The sequence below is a fragment of the Stenotrophomonas sp. Steno-C17 genome (assembly GCF_056393165.1).
Genome location: NZ_JBWJPD010000017.1, coordinates 66,786 through 84,558, shown reverse-complemented (window position 1 = coordinate 84,558; position 17,773 = coordinate 66,786). Strand labels below are relative to the sequence as shown.

Annotated in this window: 13 protein-coding genes; 6 read left to right on the top strand and 7 right to left on the bottom strand. The window is 67.4% G+C overall.

What is annotated here, in order from left to right:
• Nucleotides 1–91: 91 nt before the first annotated feature.
• From AC06FA_RS15260 to AC06FA_RS15240, 5 genes are all read right to left on the bottom strand, one after another.
• Entirely contained in the window at nucleotides 92–979 is an 888-nt protein-coding gene (locus AC06FA_RS15260) for an alpha/beta fold hydrolase (protein WP_478069052.1), read from the bottom strand.
• Between the two features lie 25 nt (nucleotides 980–1,004).
• Nucleotides 1,005–2,123, bottom strand: a complete 1,119-nt coding sequence (gene fic, locus AC06FA_RS15255; protein WP_478069051.1) for a protein adenylyltransferase Fic — start codon at nucleotides 2,121–2,123, stop codon at nucleotides 1,005–1,007.
• 161 nt (nucleotides 2,124–2,284) lie between these two features.
• On the bottom strand, nucleotides 2,285–3,301 hold the full coding sequence (locus AC06FA_RS15250; protein ID WP_108748081.1) for a 3-oxoacyl-ACP synthase III: 1,017 nt from the start codon (nucleotides 3,299–3,301) through the stop codon (nucleotides 2,285–2,287).
• Nucleotides 3,302–3,403: 102 nt separating this feature from the next.
• The gene (locus AC06FA_RS15245; protein WP_478069050.1) at nucleotides 3,404–3,721 is read right to left on the bottom strand and encodes a DUF4156 domain-containing protein; all 318 of its coding nucleotides are present in this window, start codon (nucleotides 3,719–3,721) and stop codon (nucleotides 3,404–3,406) included.
• Nucleotides 3,722–3,923: 202 nt separating this feature from the next.
• The gene (locus AC06FA_RS15240) at nucleotides 3,924–6,773 is read right to left on the bottom strand and encodes a M16 family metallopeptidase (protein WP_478069049.1); all 2,850 of its coding nucleotides are present in this window, start codon (nucleotides 6,771–6,773) and stop codon (nucleotides 3,924–3,926) included.
• 394 nt (nucleotides 6,774–7,167) lie between these two features.
• Here AC06FA_RS15240 and AC06FA_RS15235 point away from each other — a divergent pair, with 394 nt between their 5' ends.
• The gene (locus AC06FA_RS15235) at nucleotides 7,168–7,644 is read left to right on the top strand and encodes an XAC0231 family protein (RefSeq protein WP_478069048.1); all 477 of its coding nucleotides are present in this window, start codon (nucleotides 7,168–7,170) and stop codon (nucleotides 7,642–7,644) included.
• Between the two features lie 69 nt (nucleotides 7,645–7,713).
• A complete protein-coding gene (locus AC06FA_RS15230; protein WP_478069047.1) occupies nucleotides 7,714–8,193 on the top strand; it encodes a tRNA (cytidine(34)-2'-O)-methyltransferase in 480 nt (159 codons plus the stop codon).
• 499 nt (nucleotides 8,194–8,692) lie between these two features.
• On the opposite strand, the gene AC06FA_RS15225 is transcribed toward AC06FA_RS15230, so the two are convergent.
• Nucleotides 8,693–9,856 carry an acyl-CoA dehydrogenase family protein gene (locus tag AC06FA_RS15225; protein ID WP_478069046.1) on the bottom strand — a complete coding sequence of 388 codons (1,164 nt, stop codon included), beginning with the start codon at nucleotides 9,854–9,856 and terminating at the stop codon, nucleotides 8,693–8,695.
• Between the two features lie 223 nt (nucleotides 9,857–10,079).
• Between AC06FA_RS15225 and AC06FA_RS15220 the strand changes: the two genes are divergently transcribed.
• On the top strand, nucleotides 10,080–11,756 hold the full coding sequence (locus AC06FA_RS15220; protein ID WP_478069045.1) for an electron transfer flavoprotein-ubiquinone oxidoreductase: 1,677 nt from the start codon (nucleotides 10,080–10,082) through the stop codon (nucleotides 11,754–11,756).
• Between the two features lie 65 nt (nucleotides 11,757–11,821).
• On the top strand, nucleotides 11,822–12,220 hold the full coding sequence (locus AC06FA_RS15215) for a c-type cytochrome (RefSeq protein WP_478069044.1): 399 nt from the start codon (nucleotides 11,822–11,824) through the stop codon (nucleotides 12,218–12,220).
• An 11-nt stretch (nucleotides 12,221–12,231) separates the two neighbouring features.
• Here AC06FA_RS15215 and AC06FA_RS15210 read toward each other — a convergent pair whose 3' ends face one another.
• Nucleotides 12,232–15,849, bottom strand: coding sequence for an ATP-binding protein (locus tag AC06FA_RS15210; RefSeq protein WP_478069043.1), 3,618 nt, complete (start codon nucleotides 15,847–15,849; stop codon nucleotides 12,232–12,234).
• Between the two features lie 75 nt (nucleotides 15,850–15,924).
• Here AC06FA_RS15210 and AC06FA_RS15205 point away from each other — a divergent pair, with 75 nt between their 5' ends.
• Both AC06FA_RS15205 and AC06FA_RS15200 read left to right on the top strand, forming a co-directional pair.
• Entirely contained in the window at nucleotides 15,925–16,563 is a 639-nt protein-coding gene (locus AC06FA_RS15205; protein WP_108748073.1) for a response regulator, read from the top strand.
• Between the two features lie 359 nt (nucleotides 16,564–16,922).
• A complete protein-coding gene (locus tag AC06FA_RS15200; protein ID WP_478069042.1) occupies nucleotides 16,923–17,705 on the top strand; it encodes a hypothetical protein in 783 nt (260 codons plus the stop codon).
• Nucleotides 17,706–17,773 lie beyond the last annotated feature (68 nt).

Sequence of the window (17,773 nt, the reverse complement as noted above, 5' to 3'; positions counted from 1 at the left end):
CGGATCCGTTTCGAAGAAACGGCTCTGACCCCGTGTCGCACAGAGAGGGTCAGAGCCCTCTCTGCGAGAGGGATCCGACCCCGCACCCCGATCAGACCGGGTTGGCGTCCAGGAAGGCGCGGATTTCCGGCACCAGCACTTCGTGCTTGTCTTCCAGCACGTAGTGGTTGGCATCTTCGAACGCATGCACCTGGGCAGCCGGCAGCGCAGCCTGAAAGCCCTTCAGGAAGTGGTGGTCGAACACGATGTCACGCAGGCCCCAGCCGATGAAGGCCGGGCGGTCGGCGAAGGACGGCAGCGCCTGGCCGGCGCGCTCAAGCAGCGACCAGCCCTTGTCGGCCGGCGACAGCGGAATGTCCTGCATGAAGCGGATCGTGCTGATGCGGTTGGCATAGCTGTTGTACGGCGCCACGTAGGCACGGCGCACGTCGGCCGGCATCTTCCGCTCCACGCCCAGCCACGAGGCACCGGAGGAGAACGCGTTGAAGGTGCGGATGATCCACTCGCCGATCTTCCAGTGCCGGCCCAGCGCGATCTGCCACGGCATTTTCTTCGCTGCCGGCAGCGGGAAGGCGGCGGTGTTGAGCACCACCAGGCGCTTCACCTGGTCGTGGTGCGACAGCGCCCAACCGAAGCCGATCATGCCGCCCCAGTCGTGCACGGCCAGGGTGACCGGGCCGGTGATGCCCAGGTGCTTCAGCAGCGCATCCAGGTCATCCACGCGCGACTGCAGGGTGTACTCGTAACGGCTGTCGTCGGGCTTGTCCGACAGGCCCATGCCGATATGGTCCGGCACGATGCAGCGGTACCTGTCCGACAGGCCGGCCACCAGCGTGCGCCAGTAATAGCTCCACGACGGGTTGCCGTGCACCATCACCACCACCTCGCCATCGCGCGGGCCTTCGTCGAGATAGCTCATCGACAGGCCGGGGCGAACCTCGAAACGCTGCGGGTGGGCGGGGTAACCGGGAAGATTCATGGGCCAGTTCTTCAGTAGGTGAACATCACTGCGCGCGCACAGGCGGCAGTACGTAACGTTGCGGGGTATGCGAATTGTCGGACAGCAGGCGCAGATAGGCAGGATGCAGGAACAGTTTCTCCTTGCCCATGCGTTGTTCCTGCAGCATGCCCACGTCCACCAGCTCACGCAGGTAGCGTGCTGCGGTTTCGCGGCGGGCAATGCCGGCATCCACCAGGTTCTGGATACGGCAGTAGGGCTGGCTGAACAGTACGTCGATCAGCTCGCGGCTGTAGATCTTGGGCCGCTGGATGCGCACCCACTCGCAGGCCTGCTCGTGCAGTTGGCGGATGGCATCGATCTTCGCGCCGGTCCAGCGCGCGGTATCGGCCACCGCATCCAGCATGTAGGCGATCCAGGCCGCCCAATCACCTTCGCGGGTGACCGCCAGCAGCAGCCGGTAATAGGCCGCCTTGCGTTCGATGATGTAGCGCGACAGGTAAAGCACCGGCAGATCGAGCAGATTCTGTTCCACCAGCATCAGCAGGTTCAGCACGCGCCCGGTTCGGCCGTTGCCATCGGTGAACGGATGGATCGCCTCGAACTGGTAGTGCGCCACGGCCATGCGGATGAGCGGATCGATATCCCGTTCATCGTGGATGAAGCGTTCCCAGTTGGCCAGCTTTTCGCGCAGCAGGGTCTCGCCGACAGGCGGCGTATAGATCACTTCGGCGGTCTGCTGGTTGACCAGCGCCGTGCCTGGCACGCGCCGCACCTGCATCTGCGCATCCTTGATGCGGCTGCAGACCCGTTCGGCGGTGTCGGTGCAGAGCGGCCGTTCCACCAATGACTGGAACCCTTCCTGCAACGCACTGCGATAGCGCAGCGCTTCGCGGGTGGCCGGGTCAGCACCGTGCTGCTGGTCGGCGAACCGGAACAGTTCGTCAGTGCTGGTGACGATGTTCTCGATTTCCGAACTGGCCTGCGCTTCGAGCAACGGGATGGTGTTGATCAGCACCGCCGGGTTGGGCAGGTGGCCGGTGGCCTGGCGCAACGACGCCAGTGCCTTGTGCGCTTCGATGCAGGCCTTCAGCAACGGCCGGGTTTCGAGCTCGGCGACAGGCGGCAGCGGCGGCAGGTCGTTATAGGGCGTCTGGGCATCCATACAGCCGCTCATGTCGATGGAATCGACATGATGCCGCCGACATGTCGAAAAATTAATGAATTTCGCACATGAACGCCTCCGAGGGCGCGTTCACGTTGCTCGGATCGCGCCATTGCGGCGCGATCCCAGGCCAGACCCGTCAAGCGACAGGCCAAGCGGTCTTACCAGACCACTTCGGCCATCGAACAGTTCAGGCCCGAACCGATGCCCAGAAGCGCGATGCGATCGCCCTTCTTCAGCTTGCCCAGCTGCTTCAGCTTGCTCAGCACGATCGGCACCGAGGCCGGACCGATGTTGCCGTGCTCGCCGAAGATGGTCATCACCTTCTTCGGGTCGATGCCGAAGTTCTTGATGAACGCAGCGGTGTGCGGCTGGCTGACCTGGTGGATGACGAACTGGTCCAGTTCCTCCACGGCCCAGCCCAGGGCGATCTTGGCGGCGGCAAAGGTCTTCTGCGCCAGCTTGATGCCTTCGATCAGCAGCAGGCGGGTGTCGGTCACCATGCGGTCCAGGTTGCCCAGGCACAGCTGGTTCCACTCGGTGGCCGAGCGGGTCACGCCACCCTTGTAGCGCGGCGCGTCGGGCACCAGTTCCGAGCGCGCCATGACCATGGCAGCGGCACCGGAGCCGGTGGTGAGCGCGGCCAGTTCGTTGCGGAAATCGTCGGCGGTGACGTCCGGGGCGGTCATCCGCTCCAGGGTCTTTTCGTACACCAGGTTGGCGGTTTCGCCATCGACCACCAGGGCGTAGTCGATGTCACCGCGCTCGAGCATGCGCGCGGCGATATCCATGCCGTTGATGAAGGCCAGACACGCGTTGGCCACGTCGAAGGTCATGCATTCGTCGCTGACGCCCAGGTTGCCCGACACGATGGAGGCGGTGGACGGCTCCAGGTAGTCGCGGCTGACCGAGGTGTTGACCAGCAGGCCGACCTGGCCGGCGGTGATGCCGGCATCTTCCAGCGCCTTGCGGCCGGCCATGGTGGCCGCGTCGGAGGCCAGCACACCGGTGTCCCACAGGCGGCGCGCGTGGATGCCGGCGATATCGCCCAGCACGTCGGTGCGGATACCCAGGCGGTCCAGGGTGGGCTGCAGGCGGTCGTTGATTTCCTTGGTCGTCAACGTATGCGGCGCGTCGACGTGTGCGAGGCCGGCGATCGAGACATTCTTGAAGAGCATCGAGGTTAGCGCCAAGGCTCAGGCAAAAGGGGGCGCTATTCTATAACCCCCGCGCCTTCACCGCATCTTTACGAATTCAGCCTTCCCCGTATGGTGAAGGATTCAGCGCGGCGGGCACTGGAAGGCGGCGAAGCGCTGGCTGCCATCGGCCGGGGCGGCGGCGGCCTGCACGGCATTGGCGCCGGCACTGGGGGCCTCGTTGCGGGCCAGGGTTTCCAGCTCTTCCTGCACGCGCAGCGGGTTGCGGTTGTAGAAGCCGACCTTGCTCTTGACCGTCACCACGACCTCGCCCTTGGTGATGCAGGCAGCCGGAACCGGGCCTGCCGGCAGCACGCGGGTCGCCTTGCCGGCCGGTTCGATCGGCACCCAGGTGCAGGCGGTGACGGTGAGCAGCAGGGAGGAAAGCAGCAGAACGCGCATGGGCAGATCCTGGAAGGGTATGGGGGGATTCTGCCTGAACAGCCTGAATCGGGGGTAGCCGGTGATGGGGTCAGATCCCCCGGTAGCGCCGGGCCGTGCCCGGCGAGCGCGCAGCGCGGCATCGCTGGCCGCCGAAAAAACGCCGGGCATGGCCCGGCGCTACCTCGGGAGGCCTGCCCGCCGTGGCGGGCAGGCACACCCCTTACTTCTTCACCGGGTTGCCTTCGGCATCGATCACGGTCACCTCGCCCAGGTTCAGCGCGCGCACGGCGGCCTCGGTCTGCTTCAGGTCACCCACCACCACCCAGGTCAGCGCCTGCGGCTTCAGCGTGGCGGCGGCCTGCTGCACCTGCGCCGGGGTCATCGCTTCGATCTCGGCCTTGCGGCGCAGCACATAGTCGTCGGGGCGCTTGAACTGCACGATGTTGCCGATGGTCGAGGCCACCGCATCTGCGGTTTCGTAGGCACCGGGCAGGCTGAGGGTCTGGATGTTGCGGATGCGGTTCACCTCGGCGTCGGTGGCCGGCTTGCTGCCATCGGCGAACCCGGCGATTTCCTTGCGCATTTCCGCCAGTGCCGGGCCGGTCTTGTCGATCTGCACCGGCGCCATCGCCATCCACGGGCGCTGGCCCACGGTGTTGCTGGCCATGGTGCGGGCGCCGTAGGACCAGTGCTTGTCCTCGCGCAGGTTCATGTTCAGGCGAGAGGTGAAGTCGCCACCGATCACGCCGTTGGCGATGTCGAAGCGGGTCGAACCGGCATCGCTGGACGGCGGCACCACCTGGCCGGCGAACAGGTTGGCCTGCACTGCGCCCGGCTGGTCGATCAGGAACACGCGCGGCGCGCTGGGCAGGGCCACGGCGGTGGTGGCCTTGACCGTGGGCGCATCACCGCTGGCCTTCCAGTCGCCCAGCTGCTTGTCCAGCAGCGGCACGATCTCGGCCAGGGTGGTGTCACCCACCACGATCAGGGTGCCGTCCTGCGGGCGCAGCCAGTCGCGGTGGAAGTCGACCAGGTCTTCGCGGGCCAGGCTGGCGATGGCCGCTTCGTCACCGCTGCCGGTGAACGGAATGGCATAGGGGTGGCCCTTGCCGTACAGCAGCGGCGGCAGCACGCGCAGGGCGACCGCATTGGGGTTCACCTTCTCCTGCTTGATGCCGGCGATCCACGAGGCCTTCACCCGGTCGATCTCGCCCTGCTCGAAGCGCGGTTCGCGCAGCAGGCTGGCATACAGCGCCAGCGACGGCACCAGGTTTTCCTTCAGCGCCGACAGTTCAACGTCCACCGAATCCAGGCCGGCCGAGGCATCCAGGTTGGCGCCCAGCGCGTCGGCGGCTTCGGCGAAGGCCAGCGAACCCAGCTTGCCGGCGCCTTCGGTCATCAGGCTCATGGTGAAGTTGGCGGTGCCCGGCTTGCGCCCCTGGTCGGCGGTAAAGCCGCCCGGGAACTGGTAGCTGAACTGCACCACCGGAATCTCGTGGCGCTCGGCCAGCACGACCTGGGTGCCGTTCTTCAGCGTGGCGCGCTGCAGCGCCGGGAACTTCAACTGCGGGAATTCACGGGTCTGCGGCACGCCGGCCTTGCGGTCGACCTGCTCGGGCAGGGTGCTGTACTTGCTGTCCACCGCCGGCACGTTGAACGGCTTCGGCGTCTGCGACGCCTCTTCCTTCAGCGCCACGCGCTCACCCGGTTCGACTACCAGGGTGTGGCTGCCGGTGTCCAGCCACTGCGCGCCCAGGCGCTTCAGATCGGCGGCGGTGGCCTTGTCGATGTTGGCCAGCGAGGTGCGGAAGCAACCCGGGTCGCCGGTGTAGACGGTGCATTCGGCCAGCGCGTCGGCCTTGCCGCCGAAGCCGCCAATGCGTTCGATGCCGCGGATGAAACCGGCGCGGAAGCCGGTCTTGGCGCGGGCCAGCTCATCGGCGGTCGGGCCGTCCTTGAGCAGGCGTTCGATTTCCTCGTCGATGATCTTCTCGATCCGGGCCGGGTCCTGGCCCTGCTTCACCGTCGCCATCACCATGAAGTTCGAGCCCAGCTGCGAGGCATAGGCGCCGGCGCTGATGTTGTCCACCAGCTTGTCCTGGTGCTGCAGGCGCTGGCTCAGGCGCGACGACTTGGCACCGCCCAGCACTTCGGCCAGCAGCTGCAGCTGGTCGATGTCGGCGGTGCCGACCTGGGCTACGTTCCAGGCACGGTAGATGCGCGCCTGCGGCACCTTGTCGGTCATCACTTCGCGGGTGTCGGTGGCACGCTTGGCCACGTCCACCTTCGGCTGCGCCATGGTCGGGCCGGCCGGGATGCTGCCGAAGTAGCGCGCCACCTTTTCCTTGGCGGTGGCCAGGTCGATGTCGCCGGCCAGCACCAGCACCGCGTTGTTCGGGCCATACCAGGTACGGAACCAGGTCTTCACATCATCCAGCGACGCCGCGTTGAGGTCGTTCATCGACCCGATCACGCTGTGGTGGTACGGGTGGCCGGCCGGGTACAGCGCGCGGTTGAGCTTTTCCCAGACCTGGCCGTAGGGCTGGTTCTCGCCCTGGCGCTTCTCGTTCTGCACCACGCCACGCTGCTCATCCAGCGCGGCCTGGTCGATCGCGCCCACCAGATGGCCCATGCGGTCGGACTCCATCCACAGCGCCATGTCCAGCGCGGTGGTCGGCACGTTCTCGAAGTAGTTGGTGCGGTCGGTGTTGGTGGTGCCGTTCTGGCCCGTGGCACCCACCTGCTTGAACGGCTCGAAGTATTCGCCGTCGTGGTTTTCGCTGCTCTGGAACATCAGATGTTCAAACAGATGGGCGAAGCCGGTGCGGCCCGCCGGCTCGTCCTTGCTGCCCACGTGGTACCAGACGTTCACCGCCACGATCGGCGCCTTGCGGTCGGTATGCACGATCACGCGCAGGCCATTGGGCAGGGTGAACTGCTCGAAGGGAATGTCCACCTTCGCCGGCGCGGTCGGCTTGGCCGCCAGGGCGGTGGTCGGCGCAAGCGTGCCGAGGGCGGTGCTGAGGGCAACGGCGAGCAGCGCGGTGCGCGGGCGCAGGGCGAAAGACATTTCCAGATCCTTGGTCACGTTGGTGAATGCCGATCCTAGCGTGTGTCCCGCCTGCCCGGTATCGGCCAGCAGTCACTGCGCAGGAAGCGTCAGGCAGCCCCGCCGCGGCGGTCACGTAACGCACGCCCATGCGTCCGGACAGTGTCCACGGCGTGCAGAACGGACAGGTGTCCGCCCTGCGGACACCCTGCAGATCGTAAAAAACCCTTTGGAATCAACGCGAAAAAGTTGGCACGGCGATTGCTGTGTAGTTCCTGCGCCGGGAAGGGCTTCAGATCAAAACTGACTGAACGCTGAACACAAGAAGAAAATCGCAAATTCTTCTTGCATGCCCAGAACTGGTGTACTACCTTACTACCACACCACCGCCCAACAACACTAAACAGGCCCCGTCATGAACGCCAAGACCATTGCCATCGCCATCGCCCTGATCGCCGGCACCGCGGTTGTTTCGTCGGTGCAGGCCTCCGAATCCATCACCACCCTGGACACCGTGCAGGTGCGCCCGGCCGCCGACCAACTGGCCCAGCAGGCCTGGGAACAGGCCAGCGGCATTCCCACCCTGGCGGCCGTGCAGGTTCGCCCCAGCGCCGACCAGCTGGCCGAACGCGACGGCTACGTCGCCGCCCCGGTCGCTGCGGCCCTGCCGATCACGACGCTGGCAGCCGTGGAAGTGCGCCCCAGCCTGGAGCAGCGCATCGCCCTGGCCGCCGAACTGGAAGCCGAGCGCTACGCCGCCACCCTGGCTGCCGCTGCCACCTCGGTGGCCAACCAGGTGATCACCAACCTGCCGACCCTGCAGGTTCGCCCGAGCGCCGCCGACCTGCAGGCCCTGGCCAGCGAAACCGCCCAGGTGCTGCTGCGCCCGTAAGCGGTGCCGCCCTGCCCCGCGCAGGGCGTGCGCCGTAAAGGCGGCAGCGGCGGCAGGTACACTGCACCGATGAATGCCGCGCCCCAGTTCCACGTGATCCTGTTCCAACCGGAAATCCCGCCCAACACGGGCAATGTGATCCGGCTCTGTGCCAACACCGGCGCGCAGCTGCACCTGGTCGAACCACTCGGGTTCGCACTGGAAGACAAGCAGCTCAAGCGCGCCGGGCTGGACTACCACGAGTATTCGCGCCTGCAGGTGCACCCCGACCTGGACACCGCGCTGGCGCGCATTGCACCGAAACGGCTGTTCGCGCTCAGTACCCGGGCCAGCGTGCGCTACGACAGCGTGGCGTTTGCAGACGGCGATGCGTTCCTGTTCGGCCCGGAAAGCCGTGGCCTGCCGCAGGATGTGCTCGATGCCCTGCCCGACGGCCAGCGCCTGCGCCTGCCGATGCAGCCGGGCAACCGCAGCCTCAACCTGTCCAACACCGTGGCCGTACTGATGTACGAAGCCTGGCGCCAGCACGGCTTCGCCGGCGGCGCGTAACGCGCGCCTGGTAGGTGCGGACCTTGGTCCGCACACACGCGTGGTCGCGCGCGGAGGGCCTGTGCCAACCAAGGTTGGCACCTACCAGTGAATGGCTGCGGCCCACGTCTGGCGGGTGCGGAACTCCTCTGGTAGGTGCGGACCTTGGTCCGCACCAATGCCTGGTCGCGCGCGGAGGGTCTGTGACAACCAAGGTTGGCACCTACCCATGAATGGCTGCGGCCCACGTCTGGCGCGTGCGGAACTCCTCTGGTAGGTGCGGACCTTGGTCCGCACCAATGCCTGGTCGCGCGCGGAGGGTCTGTGCCAACCAAGGTTGGCACCTACCAATGAATGGCTGCGGCCCACGTCTGGCGGGTGCGGAACTCCTCTGGTAGGTGCGGACCTTGGTCCGCACCAATGCCTGGTCGCGCGCGGAAGGGTCTGTGCCAACCAAGGTTGGCACCTACCAGCAACGTCGCCACCTGCCCCGTAGATCCACGCCATGCGTGGATGACGGTCAGAACGCGTTGATGCCGGTCAGCTCTCGACCAATCACCAGCTGGTGCACGGTCTCGGTGCCTTCATAGGTAATCACCGATTCCAGGTTCAGCGCATGCCGGATCGCCACGTGCTCGGTGGTGATGCCGGCGCCGCCCAGCAGGTCCCGGCATTCGCGGGCGATATCAATCGCCATGCGGCAGTTGTTCCACTTGGCCAGGCTGACCTGCTGCGGCTGCAACTGGCCGGCTTCCTTCAGCCGCCCCAGCTGCAGGGCCAGCAGCTGCGCGGTGGTGATGCGGCGCGCCATCTCGGCCAGCTTGATCTGTGCGCTCTGGGTGGCCGCCAGCGGGCGACCGAACAGCACGCGTTCCTTGGCGTAGCCCAGGGCTTCATCCAGACAGGCAATGGCCGAGCCGATCGGGCCCCAGCTGATGCCGAAGCGGGCCTGGGTCAGGCAGCCCAGCGGACCCTTCAGCCCCTTCACGTTGGGCAGGCGATGGCTGTCGGGCACGCGCACATCGTCGAAGAACAGCGCACCGGTCAGCGAGGCGCGCAGGCTCATCTTGTGCTTGATTTCCTGGCTGGTGAAACCGGCCATGCCCTTCTCCAGCACGAAGCCCTGGATACCGTCCTCGGTCTGCGCCCAGACGATGGCCAGATCGGCTACCGGGCCGCTGGTGATCCACATCTTGCTGCCGCTGATGCGCCAGTCGCCGCCGTCGCGTACCGCGCGGGTCTTCATCGCGGCCGGGTCCGAGCCGCCATGCGCTTCGGTCAGGCCGAAGCAGCCGATCAGTTCGCCGCGCGCCATCGCCGGCAACCACTGCCGCCGCTGTTCCTCGCTGCCGTAGGCGTAGATGGGGTACATGCACAGTGAGCTCTGCACGGAAACGAAGCTGCGCAGGCCCGAATCGCCGCGCTCCAGTTCCTGGCAGATCAGGCCGTAGCTGACCGCGCCCAGATCGCCGCCGCCGTATTCGGACGGCAGGGTCGCGCCCAGCAGGCCCAGTGCGGCGATCTCCGGCACCAGTTCGTCGGGGAAGCGCGCCTGGTCGAAGGCATCGCCGATGATCGGCAGCACCCGCTCATTGGTGAAACGGGCCACGCTGTCCTGCACTGCGCGCTCTTCCTCGCTGAGCAGGGAACGGACATCGAACAGATCGTACGGATGCAAAGCCATGGCACTCACGCGCAGTCAGGACCTGGCCATTGTCGGTCATCCGGCGCCCGGACATTACGCTGCAACGCAGCAAACGTGGCGTGAACGGCGCTGATCTAGCTCGATCACGCGCGGCCCGGTACCCTGACACATTCAAACAAGCGTTTCGCACGTGGTTGCACGCGCGATTCCCAGGCACCGCCGGTGGCCCCGATGCCGGCACTACCCACGAGTCATGCATTCGATGAGCGCTGAAGCCAACGCCCTGCCCCCGCGTGAAGTAATGGAGTTCGACGTGGTGATCGTCGGCGCCGGTCCTGCCGGCCTGGCCACCGCCATCCGCCTGCGCCAGCGCGCGATCGAGGCCGGCCGTGAACTGTCGGTCTGTGTGCTGGAAAAGGGCTCCGAGCCCGGCGCGCACGTGCTGTCGGGGGCGGTGATGGACCCGCGCGCGCTGACCGAGCTGTTCCCGGACTGGGCCGAGCGCGGCGCACCGCTGAAGCAGAAGGTCACCCGCGACGAGTTCCTGTTCCTCAGCGAGACCGGTTCGCGCAGCACGCCCAACGCGCTGCTGCCGGAATGCTTCCACAACGAAGGCAACTACATCATCAGCCTGGGCGAAGTGACCCGCTGGCTGGCGCAGCAGGCCGAAGCGCTGGAAGTGGCGATCTTCCCCGGCTTCGCCGCCGCCGAGGTGCTGTACGGCGACAACGGGGAAGTGATCGGCGTGGCCACCGGCGACATGGGCATCGAGAAGGACGGCAGCATCGGTCCGGCCTTCGAGCGCGGCATGGCCCTGCATGCCAAGTACACGATCTTCGGCGAAGGCGCGCGCGGCCACCTCGGCCGCCAGCTGATCGCGCGCTTCAAGCTGGACGAAGGCAAGGACCCGCAGGCCTACGGCATCGGCATCAAGGAACTGTGGCAGATCGACCCGGCCAAGCATGAGCCGGGCCTGGTGGTGCACGCCGCCGGCTGGCCGCTGGACAACGACACCTACGGCGGCGCGTTCCTGTACCACGCCGACGGCGGCAAGGTCGCCATCGGCTACGTGGTCGGCCTGGACTACAAGAACCCCTGGCTGAGCCCGTTCGAGGAGTTCCAGCGCTTCAAGACCCACCCGCAGATCCGCAAGCACCTGGAAGCCGGCACCCGCATCGGCTACGGCGCCCGCGCCATCACCGCCGGTGGCCTGATGTCGCTGCCGAAGACGGTGTTCCCCGGCGGCGCGCTGGTCGGCTGCGAAGCCGGCTACCTCAACGTCAGCCGCATCAAGGGCAGCCACGCCGCGATCAAGACCGGCATGCTGTGCGCCGATGCGGCCTTCGACGCGCTGGCTGCCGACCGCCAGCACGATGAGCTGACCGCCTACCCGCAGGCCTTTGAAGCCAGCTGGCTGTTCACCGAGCTGCAGCAGGCCAAGAACTTCAAGCAGTGGTTCAAGAAGGGCCAGACCGTGGCCACCCTGATGACCGGCATCGAACAGTGGCTGCTGCCCAAGCTGGGCGTGCGCAACCCGCCGTGGACGCTGCGCCACAGCACCCCGGACCATGCCTGCCTGGAACCGGCGTCCAAGCACACCCGCATCGCCTATCCCAAGCCCGATGGCGTGCTGACCTTCGACCGTCTCAGCTCGGTGTTCCTGAGCAGCACCAACCACGACGAGAACCAGCCCAGCCACCTGACCCTGAAGGACGCCAGCATTCCGGTGAAGGTGAACCTGGCCGAGTACGCCGGCCCGGAGGCGCGCTACTGCCCGGCCGGCGTGTACGAGTTCGTTGGCGAAGCCGACAACGCGCGGCTGCAGATCAACGCGCAGAACTGCGTGCACTGCAAGACCTGCGATATCAAGGACCCGACCCAGAACATCGTCTGGGTGACCCCGCAGGGCGGCGGCGGCCCGAACTACTCGGGCATGTAAGCGCCCGCGGCTGCGACGGCATGTCGCAGCCCGCGTCCACGCAGGGGCCGGTATGCTGCCGGCCCATGCGCGCAAACGTTCTGCCGGTTGTATTCGCCGTGGCCCTGGCGGCCACCGCCTGCCAGCGCCCCCCGGCCGCGCCGGCCAGCCCCGAACAGGCGCGCCAGCAGGCCATGCAGCGCGCGTTTGAACTGTGCGCCGGCTGCCACACGGTGAAGGCCGGGGGCATCCATCGCTTCGGCCCCAACCTGCACCGGGTGATCGGCCGGCGTGCTGGCAGCCTGCCCGACTACGGCTATTCCGACGCCATGCGCCGGGCCGATTTCGTCTGGAGTGCGCAGACGCTCGACACGTTCCTGCAGTCACCCAGCCACATGGTGCCCGGCACACGCATGTACAACGCGTTTCCCAGCCCGGAACGGCGTGCGCTGGTGATCGCCTACCTGCAGGAGCATGCCCAGTAACAGCGCGCGGCTCACTGCGCCAGCCGCTGCAACTGCCGCTGCAGCTGCGCCACGAACTCGCCCACCTGCTGCAGCAGCGGGCCCAGGGCCGCGTCGTCGCCCTGCTGCAGCTGCTCTTCCAGCGCGGTGGCGCGCGCCGCCAGACCCTGCGCGCCCACCGCGCCCAGCGCCCCGCCCATGCGGTGCAGGTGCTGCACCAGCTGGGCGCGGTCGCCATCGCGCAGCGCCGCGTGCAGATCGGCCATGTCGGTGGCGCTGGCCGCCAGCAGACTGTCACGCAGCTGCGTGGCCACCTGCAACGAACCGAAGCGCTGCTGCAGCGCGGCCAGGTCTGGCAGGGCCAGCGTGGCATCGAGCGGATCTCCGTGCGCCTGCCCGGCCGCCGCCAGCTCCGCCACATCCAGCCCGGCGGCCTGGGGCAGCCAACGCAGCAGCGCCTGCCGCAGTGTTGCCAGCGACAACGGCTTGGCCAGCACGTCATCCATGCCCGCCTCGCGGCAGCGTCGCGCGTCATCGTCCAGCACGCTGGCGGTCAGTGCCAGCACCGGCAGGCGTGGCCGCTCGCCCTCGCTGCGGCTCTCGCGCTCGCGCAGCAGACGGGCGAAGGCGAACCCATCCATCACCGGCATGCGGCAATCGGTGATCACCAGGTCGAAGGCCTCTTCGGAAAGCCGATCCAGTGCCTGCTGCCCGTCGCCCACCAGAACGTGCGGCACGCCCAGTTGCTGCAGCCGCCAGGCCATCATCGCCTGGTTGGTCGGGTGGTCTTCCACCACCAGCACGCGCACGGCGCGCAGCGCAGGTGGCAACAGCGCCGTCTGTTCCTGCTCGGCCAGCAACGCGGCCACGTCTTCGGCGCGCGCCTCGACCAGCGCAACCCGCACTTCCACCCGGGTGCCCTCGCCCAGCACGCTGTGCAGGCTCAGTTCGCCGCCCATCTTGTGCACCAGTCGCCGGCAGATGCTCAGCCCCAGCCCGGTGCCACCATGCTCGCGCTGGATATAGGCACCGGCCTGGGTGAACGGCGCGAACAGGTGCGGAATCTGGTCCTCGGCAATGCCGATGCCGGTATCGGACACGATCAGCCGCAGCGGCTGGCTGCCGTCTTCGGCGGTGGCACCCAGCACGTCCAGCTGCAGCCGCACACTGCCGCGCGGGGTGAACTTGATCGCATTGCTGAGCAGGTTGAAGACGATCTGGCGCAGGCGCACGCCGTCGACCTCGTGCGCCTGCGCCAGCCGTGGATCGATCTCCACCTGCAGTTCCAGGCCGCGCGCGGTGGCCTGCGGCGACAGCAACCGGCAGACACTTTCCAGCAACGGGCGCACCGGCATCGGCACCGGCGCCAGGCGCAGCGCGCCGGCCTCGATGCGTGAATAATCCAGGATGTCGTCCAGGATCTGCCGCAGCATCTGCGCCGAATCCTCGATCACCGTGATGATGCGCTGCTGCTCCTCGTCCAGCGGCGAATGCGACAGCACTTCCAGCATGCCCAGCACGCCGCTCATGGGCGTGCGGATCTCGTGGCTCATCGTGGCCAGGAAGCGCGATTTGGCATCGGCCGCCTGTTCGGCTTCGACCTTGGCGGCGGCCAGCGCGTCGGCCTGCGCGCGTGCTTCGCTCACATCCACCCAGTAACCGCTCCAGGTCACCGCGCCGGCTTCGGCGGAATACGGATGGGCCTGGCTGCGCACCCAGCGTGGCTTGTCATCGTCGGTGTGCACGCGGAATTCGAACGACAGGGGCGCGAAGTGGCGTGCGGCCTGCGCGGTGGCCTGCAGTATCTCGGCCAGGTCATCGGCGTTGATGCGGTCCAGCAGTGCCGTCGCGTTGTCCACGGCCAGCTGCCGCGGAATGCCGAACAGCGCCTGCACGTCGCCGGCGATGAACGGGAAGGTGAGCGTGCCGTCGGGCGCACGGCGGGCCTGGTAGACGATGGCCGGCAGATTGTCGGTCACTTCGGCCAGACGCTGTTCCACATGGCGGCGCCCGGCTACTTCGCGGCGCAGTCGCCAATGCCCCAACCCGTGCACGGTGGCGCCGGTCAACAGCACCAGCAGCAGGGGAATGATCCAGCGCAGCACGCCCCGCCACTGCATGCCCTGGCGATACTCCACCGCCAGCCAGTCGCCACGCAGGGCCTCGCGCTCGCGCGGGGTCATCTGCAGCAGCAGGCGGTCGAAGGTGGTGGCCAGGGCGGCATGACGGTGGTTCACGGCCAGCGCCAGCTGGTCGTTGAAGCCGGCCGGCGCGGCAATCTGCAGGCGCGCCGGGAAACGGTTGCGCAGCATGTGGTCGACCACCGCCAGGTTGCCCACGTAGGCATCGGCCTCACCATCTGCCAACCGCTGCAGGGCCTGTTCGGTGCTTCGCGCCGGAATGATGCGGGCCTGCGGCGCCTGCTGCAGCACGTAGCCCCGCAGGCGCTCGGGGTCGGACAACAGCACGCGCTTTCCCTGCAGGTCAGACAGGCCCAGCAGCACCGGGCTGCCCTGCGCCGTCACGATCACGTTGGGCACGCTGATGAAGGGCTGGCTGAACACCCAGTCCGGCCCCAGGTACTGCGAATCCACGGGAATACCGATCACCGCCTGCAGGTCGCCGCGCTTGGCCTTGGCCCGCACCTCGAACCAGTCGTGGCTGGGCTCGATCTGCAGATTGGCCCCGGCCTGCACCAGCAGGTGCAGGTACTCACCGGCCAACCCGGTGGGCTGCGCATGCGCATCGGCGAAGGACAGCGGCGGCGCATTCGGCGGGAAGCCGATCTTCAGGGCCTCCTGCAGCACGCGCTTTTCGGCCTGGCTGAGGGCCAGCTGGGCCGACGCCGACCATTGCAGCGGCGGCAGCCAGCGCTGCATCAGGGCGTCCTGCTGCGAGGGGCTGCTGGCGGCCAGCGCCATGTCCAGCGCTTCGGCCAGCGGCTGCTTGCCGTTGGGCACACCGAAATGCAGGCGCTCGGGCGGCAGATCGCTGGGACGCAGCAACACCACCCCCTCCAGCTGCTCCATCGCGATCAGCTCGGTGGCGACATAGGCATTGCCGATGAACACGTCGGCTTTGTCGTCTCTGACCATTTCCAGCGCCGCTTGCGTGTTGATTGCGACAAGCTGTCGTGCACGCGGGAACCGCGCACGCACCTGCGGACCGGTCATGAAATCCTGTTCGATCACCACGCGCAGGCCGTCCAGATCCGGCGCCTGCGACGCGCGCAGATCGCCCGGCCGGCCCACCATCGCCAGCGGCGCCTCGGCATAGGCGCGGGTGTAGACCATGCAACGGGTCCGCTCGGCGCTCAGGGCGATGTTCATCACCACGTCGATCTCGCCACGGCACGCCGCATCCAGCACCGCGTTCCAATCCGGATAGCGCCGGTACTGCAACGTTACGCCCAGTTGACGGGCCAGAAGCGACAGGTAATCTGGCCCCAGCCCGACCAGCTCCCCCTTCTGCTGGAACTCGTAGGGCGGCCAGCCACTGTCATACTGGCCAACAACCACCACCGGGTGCGCGGCCAGGAACTGGCGCTGCAACGGGGTGATCGGCAAAGGCCCGGGACGGGCCTGGGCCAGCAGCGACAGGCCCAGCAGCCCCAGCAACAGGACCCACCTACCAACAGCGCCGTTCCGCATCTGCGACGATCTCCCTTGAACCCGCCAGAGACCGCGCTGCTCGCGGCCGGCACTGCCCGAAGGCCATACTAGAGCATGACCTTGCGCATCATCATCGCAGACGACCACCCCGTGGTCCGCATCGGAACCCGCGCCGTCATCGAATCCAGCGGCGTGGGCCGGGTGGTTGGCGAAGCCGACAATGCCCAGGCCCTGATCGCCCTGCTGGCCAGCCAGCCCTGCGACCTGCTGGTGACCGACTATTCCATGCCCGGCAGCGCGCAGGCCGATGGCTTTGCCATGATCGGCATGATCCGCCGCCGCTACCCCGACCTGCCCGTGCTGCTGCTCAGCGTGTCCAACAACCTGGCCATCCTGCGCATGGTGCTGGACAGCGGCGTACTGGGCCTGGTGGACAAGAGCTCATCGATGGAGGAACTTCCGCAGGCGATCCAGGCGGTCTATCGCGGCCAGTCCTATATCAGCCGCAGCCTGCGCGAGCGCGTGGAAGAGGCCGGCAGCTGGCGCATGCGCGAAGGCGATGGCAAGCCGCTGTCGCCGCGCGAAGTGGAAGTGCTGCGCCTGCTCGGCACCGGCATGACCGTGAAGGAAATCTCGCTGCAGCTGCACAAGAGCGTCAGCACCATCAGCCGGCAGAAAGGCGACGCCATGCTGAAGCTGGGCCTGAAGGGCGACGCCGAACTGTTCGACTACCTGCGCGACGGCAAAATCTGAGAACCAATTCACGGTTTCGCCGTGAACGCCGCCGGTCGCCCCTGTGATCGCCCGCACAGCTGTGCCATCATCCGCGCCGGTGGGCTCTCCCATGCGAGGTCGAAGGAATCGACCGGCCCATCACCACGCTGCCCGTCTTCGGGTGGCGCGCATTCTGCGTTGGCCATCCGGCCCGACGCCCGCACACCATGGAGAGGCGCATGACCCATTCCCCCCGATTCCGTCCGGCCCCTGCCCGCCCGCGATTGCGCATGGCGTTGGCTGGCCTGGCCGTTTCGCTGCTGGCCAGCGCTTGCACTCCCTCGACCTCGACCGCGTCACCCCAGGGCGCCGCCGCGCCACGACAGGAAGTTGCCCCCATGCAGAACTCCGCTACCGCCGCCGCGACCCCCGCCGCTGTCGCCACCCCGCCCGATGCCGGCAGCGTGCTGTACTTCATCTACCAGGTGGACGGCGATGGTGCCGTGTCCTACGAAGTGGCCAACGGCGCCGTGGCGACCTTCTGGTTCGGCCACAGCTATGAAGTGGCCGGTACCCGTTACTACACCGGCTTCGCCTGGAACACGCCGCAGAAGTTCGGCAAGCCCGGCGAAGACGACGTGGGCCCCGAAAGCCGCGTCACGCTGTCCGAAGCCACCTTCACCCTGAGCGGTGACAAGCCCGACCGCCCCTGGGTGTTGAAGGGCGTGGAGCCGTGGATCGGTGCGATCGGCGCCTATGGCAGCGCGCCGGACGTGGACACCAAGCGCAAGCCGGTGGAACACCGTACCGCCGCCGGCAAGCTGGTGCTGGCCGTGCCCACCCGCAGCTTCAGCAACGGCACCAGCGTGGAAGGCTACGAGATCCTGGTGTTCAACCCGGACTACGAGAATTCCGAAGATGGCCAGGTCTGGGCCAGCGCCGGCACGGTGAACACCGGCGAAGACAATTCGGCTGCCTGCGACGAGGGTGCGGTCATGCCCTGCATCAGCAACCAGGGCACGCTCAGCTTCAGCGCCGTGCCCGGCAGCGATCTGCCGGCCATCACCGTGGCCGCGACCGGCACCACCATCGACGCGCCGGGGCAGACCCGTGCACTGGGCGCCGCTGACGCGCGCCGCTATCACTACGACGCTGCCCGCAAGGCCTACGTCGCTCCGTAATCGATTCACGCAGTACCTGTTGACCGACATGTTGATGACTCATGGATGAGTCCGGTTGGCGAAACGCG

What these genes read in the sequence shown, in the direction of transcription:
- AC06FA_RS15220 (WP_478069045.1), top strand. Translation starts at nt 10,080, where the DNA reads ATGAGCGCTGAAGCCAACGCCCTGCCCCCGCGTGAAGTAATGGAGTTC.
- fic (WP_478069051.1), bottom strand. Translation starts at nt 2,123, where the DNA reads ATGGATGCCCAGACGCCCTATAACGACCTGCCGCCGCTGCCGCCTGTC.
- AC06FA_RS15200 (WP_478069042.1), top strand. Translation starts at nt 16,923, where the DNA reads ATGCAGAACTCCGCTACCGCCGCCGCGACCCCCGCCGCTGTCGCCACC.
- AC06FA_RS15225 (WP_478069046.1), bottom strand. Translation starts at nt 9,856, where the DNA reads ATGGCTTTGCATCCGTACGATCTGTTCGATGTCCGTTCCCTGCTCAGC.
- AC06FA_RS15210 (WP_478069043.1), bottom strand. Translation starts at nt 15,849, where the DNA reads ATGCGGAACGGCGCTGTTGGTAGGTGGGTCCTGTTGCTGGGGCTGCTG.
- AC06FA_RS15215 (WP_478069044.1), top strand. Translation starts at nt 11,822, where the DNA reads ATGCGCGCAAACGTTCTGCCGGTTGTATTCGCCGTGGCCCTGGCGGCC.
- AC06FA_RS15240 (WP_478069049.1), bottom strand. Translation starts at nt 6,773, where the DNA reads ATGTCTTTCGCCCTGCGCCCGCGCACCGCGCTGCTCGCCGTTGCCCTC.
- AC06FA_RS15245 (WP_478069050.1), bottom strand. Translation starts at nt 3,721, where the DNA reads ATGCGCGTTCTGCTGCTTTCCTCCCTGCTGCTCACCGTCACCGCCTGC.
- AC06FA_RS15250 (WP_108748081.1), bottom strand. Translation starts at nt 3,301, where the DNA reads ATGCTCTTCAAGAATGTCTCGATCGCCGGCCTCGCACACGTCGACGCG.
- AC06FA_RS15260 (WP_478069052.1), bottom strand. Translation starts at nt 979, where the DNA reads ATGAATCTTCCCGGTTACCCCGCCCACCCGCAGCGTTTCGAGGTTCGC.
- AC06FA_RS15235 (WP_478069048.1), top strand. Translation starts at nt 7,168, where the DNA reads ATGAACGCCAAGACCATTGCCATCGCCATCGCCCTGATCGCCGGCACC.
- AC06FA_RS15230 (WP_478069047.1), top strand. Translation starts at nt 7,714, where the DNA reads ATGAATGCCGCGCCCCAGTTCCACGTGATCCTGTTCCAACCGGAAATC.
- AC06FA_RS15205 (WP_108748073.1), top strand. Translation starts at nt 15,925, where the DNA reads ATGACCTTGCGCATCATCATCGCAGACGACCACCCCGTGGTCCGCATC.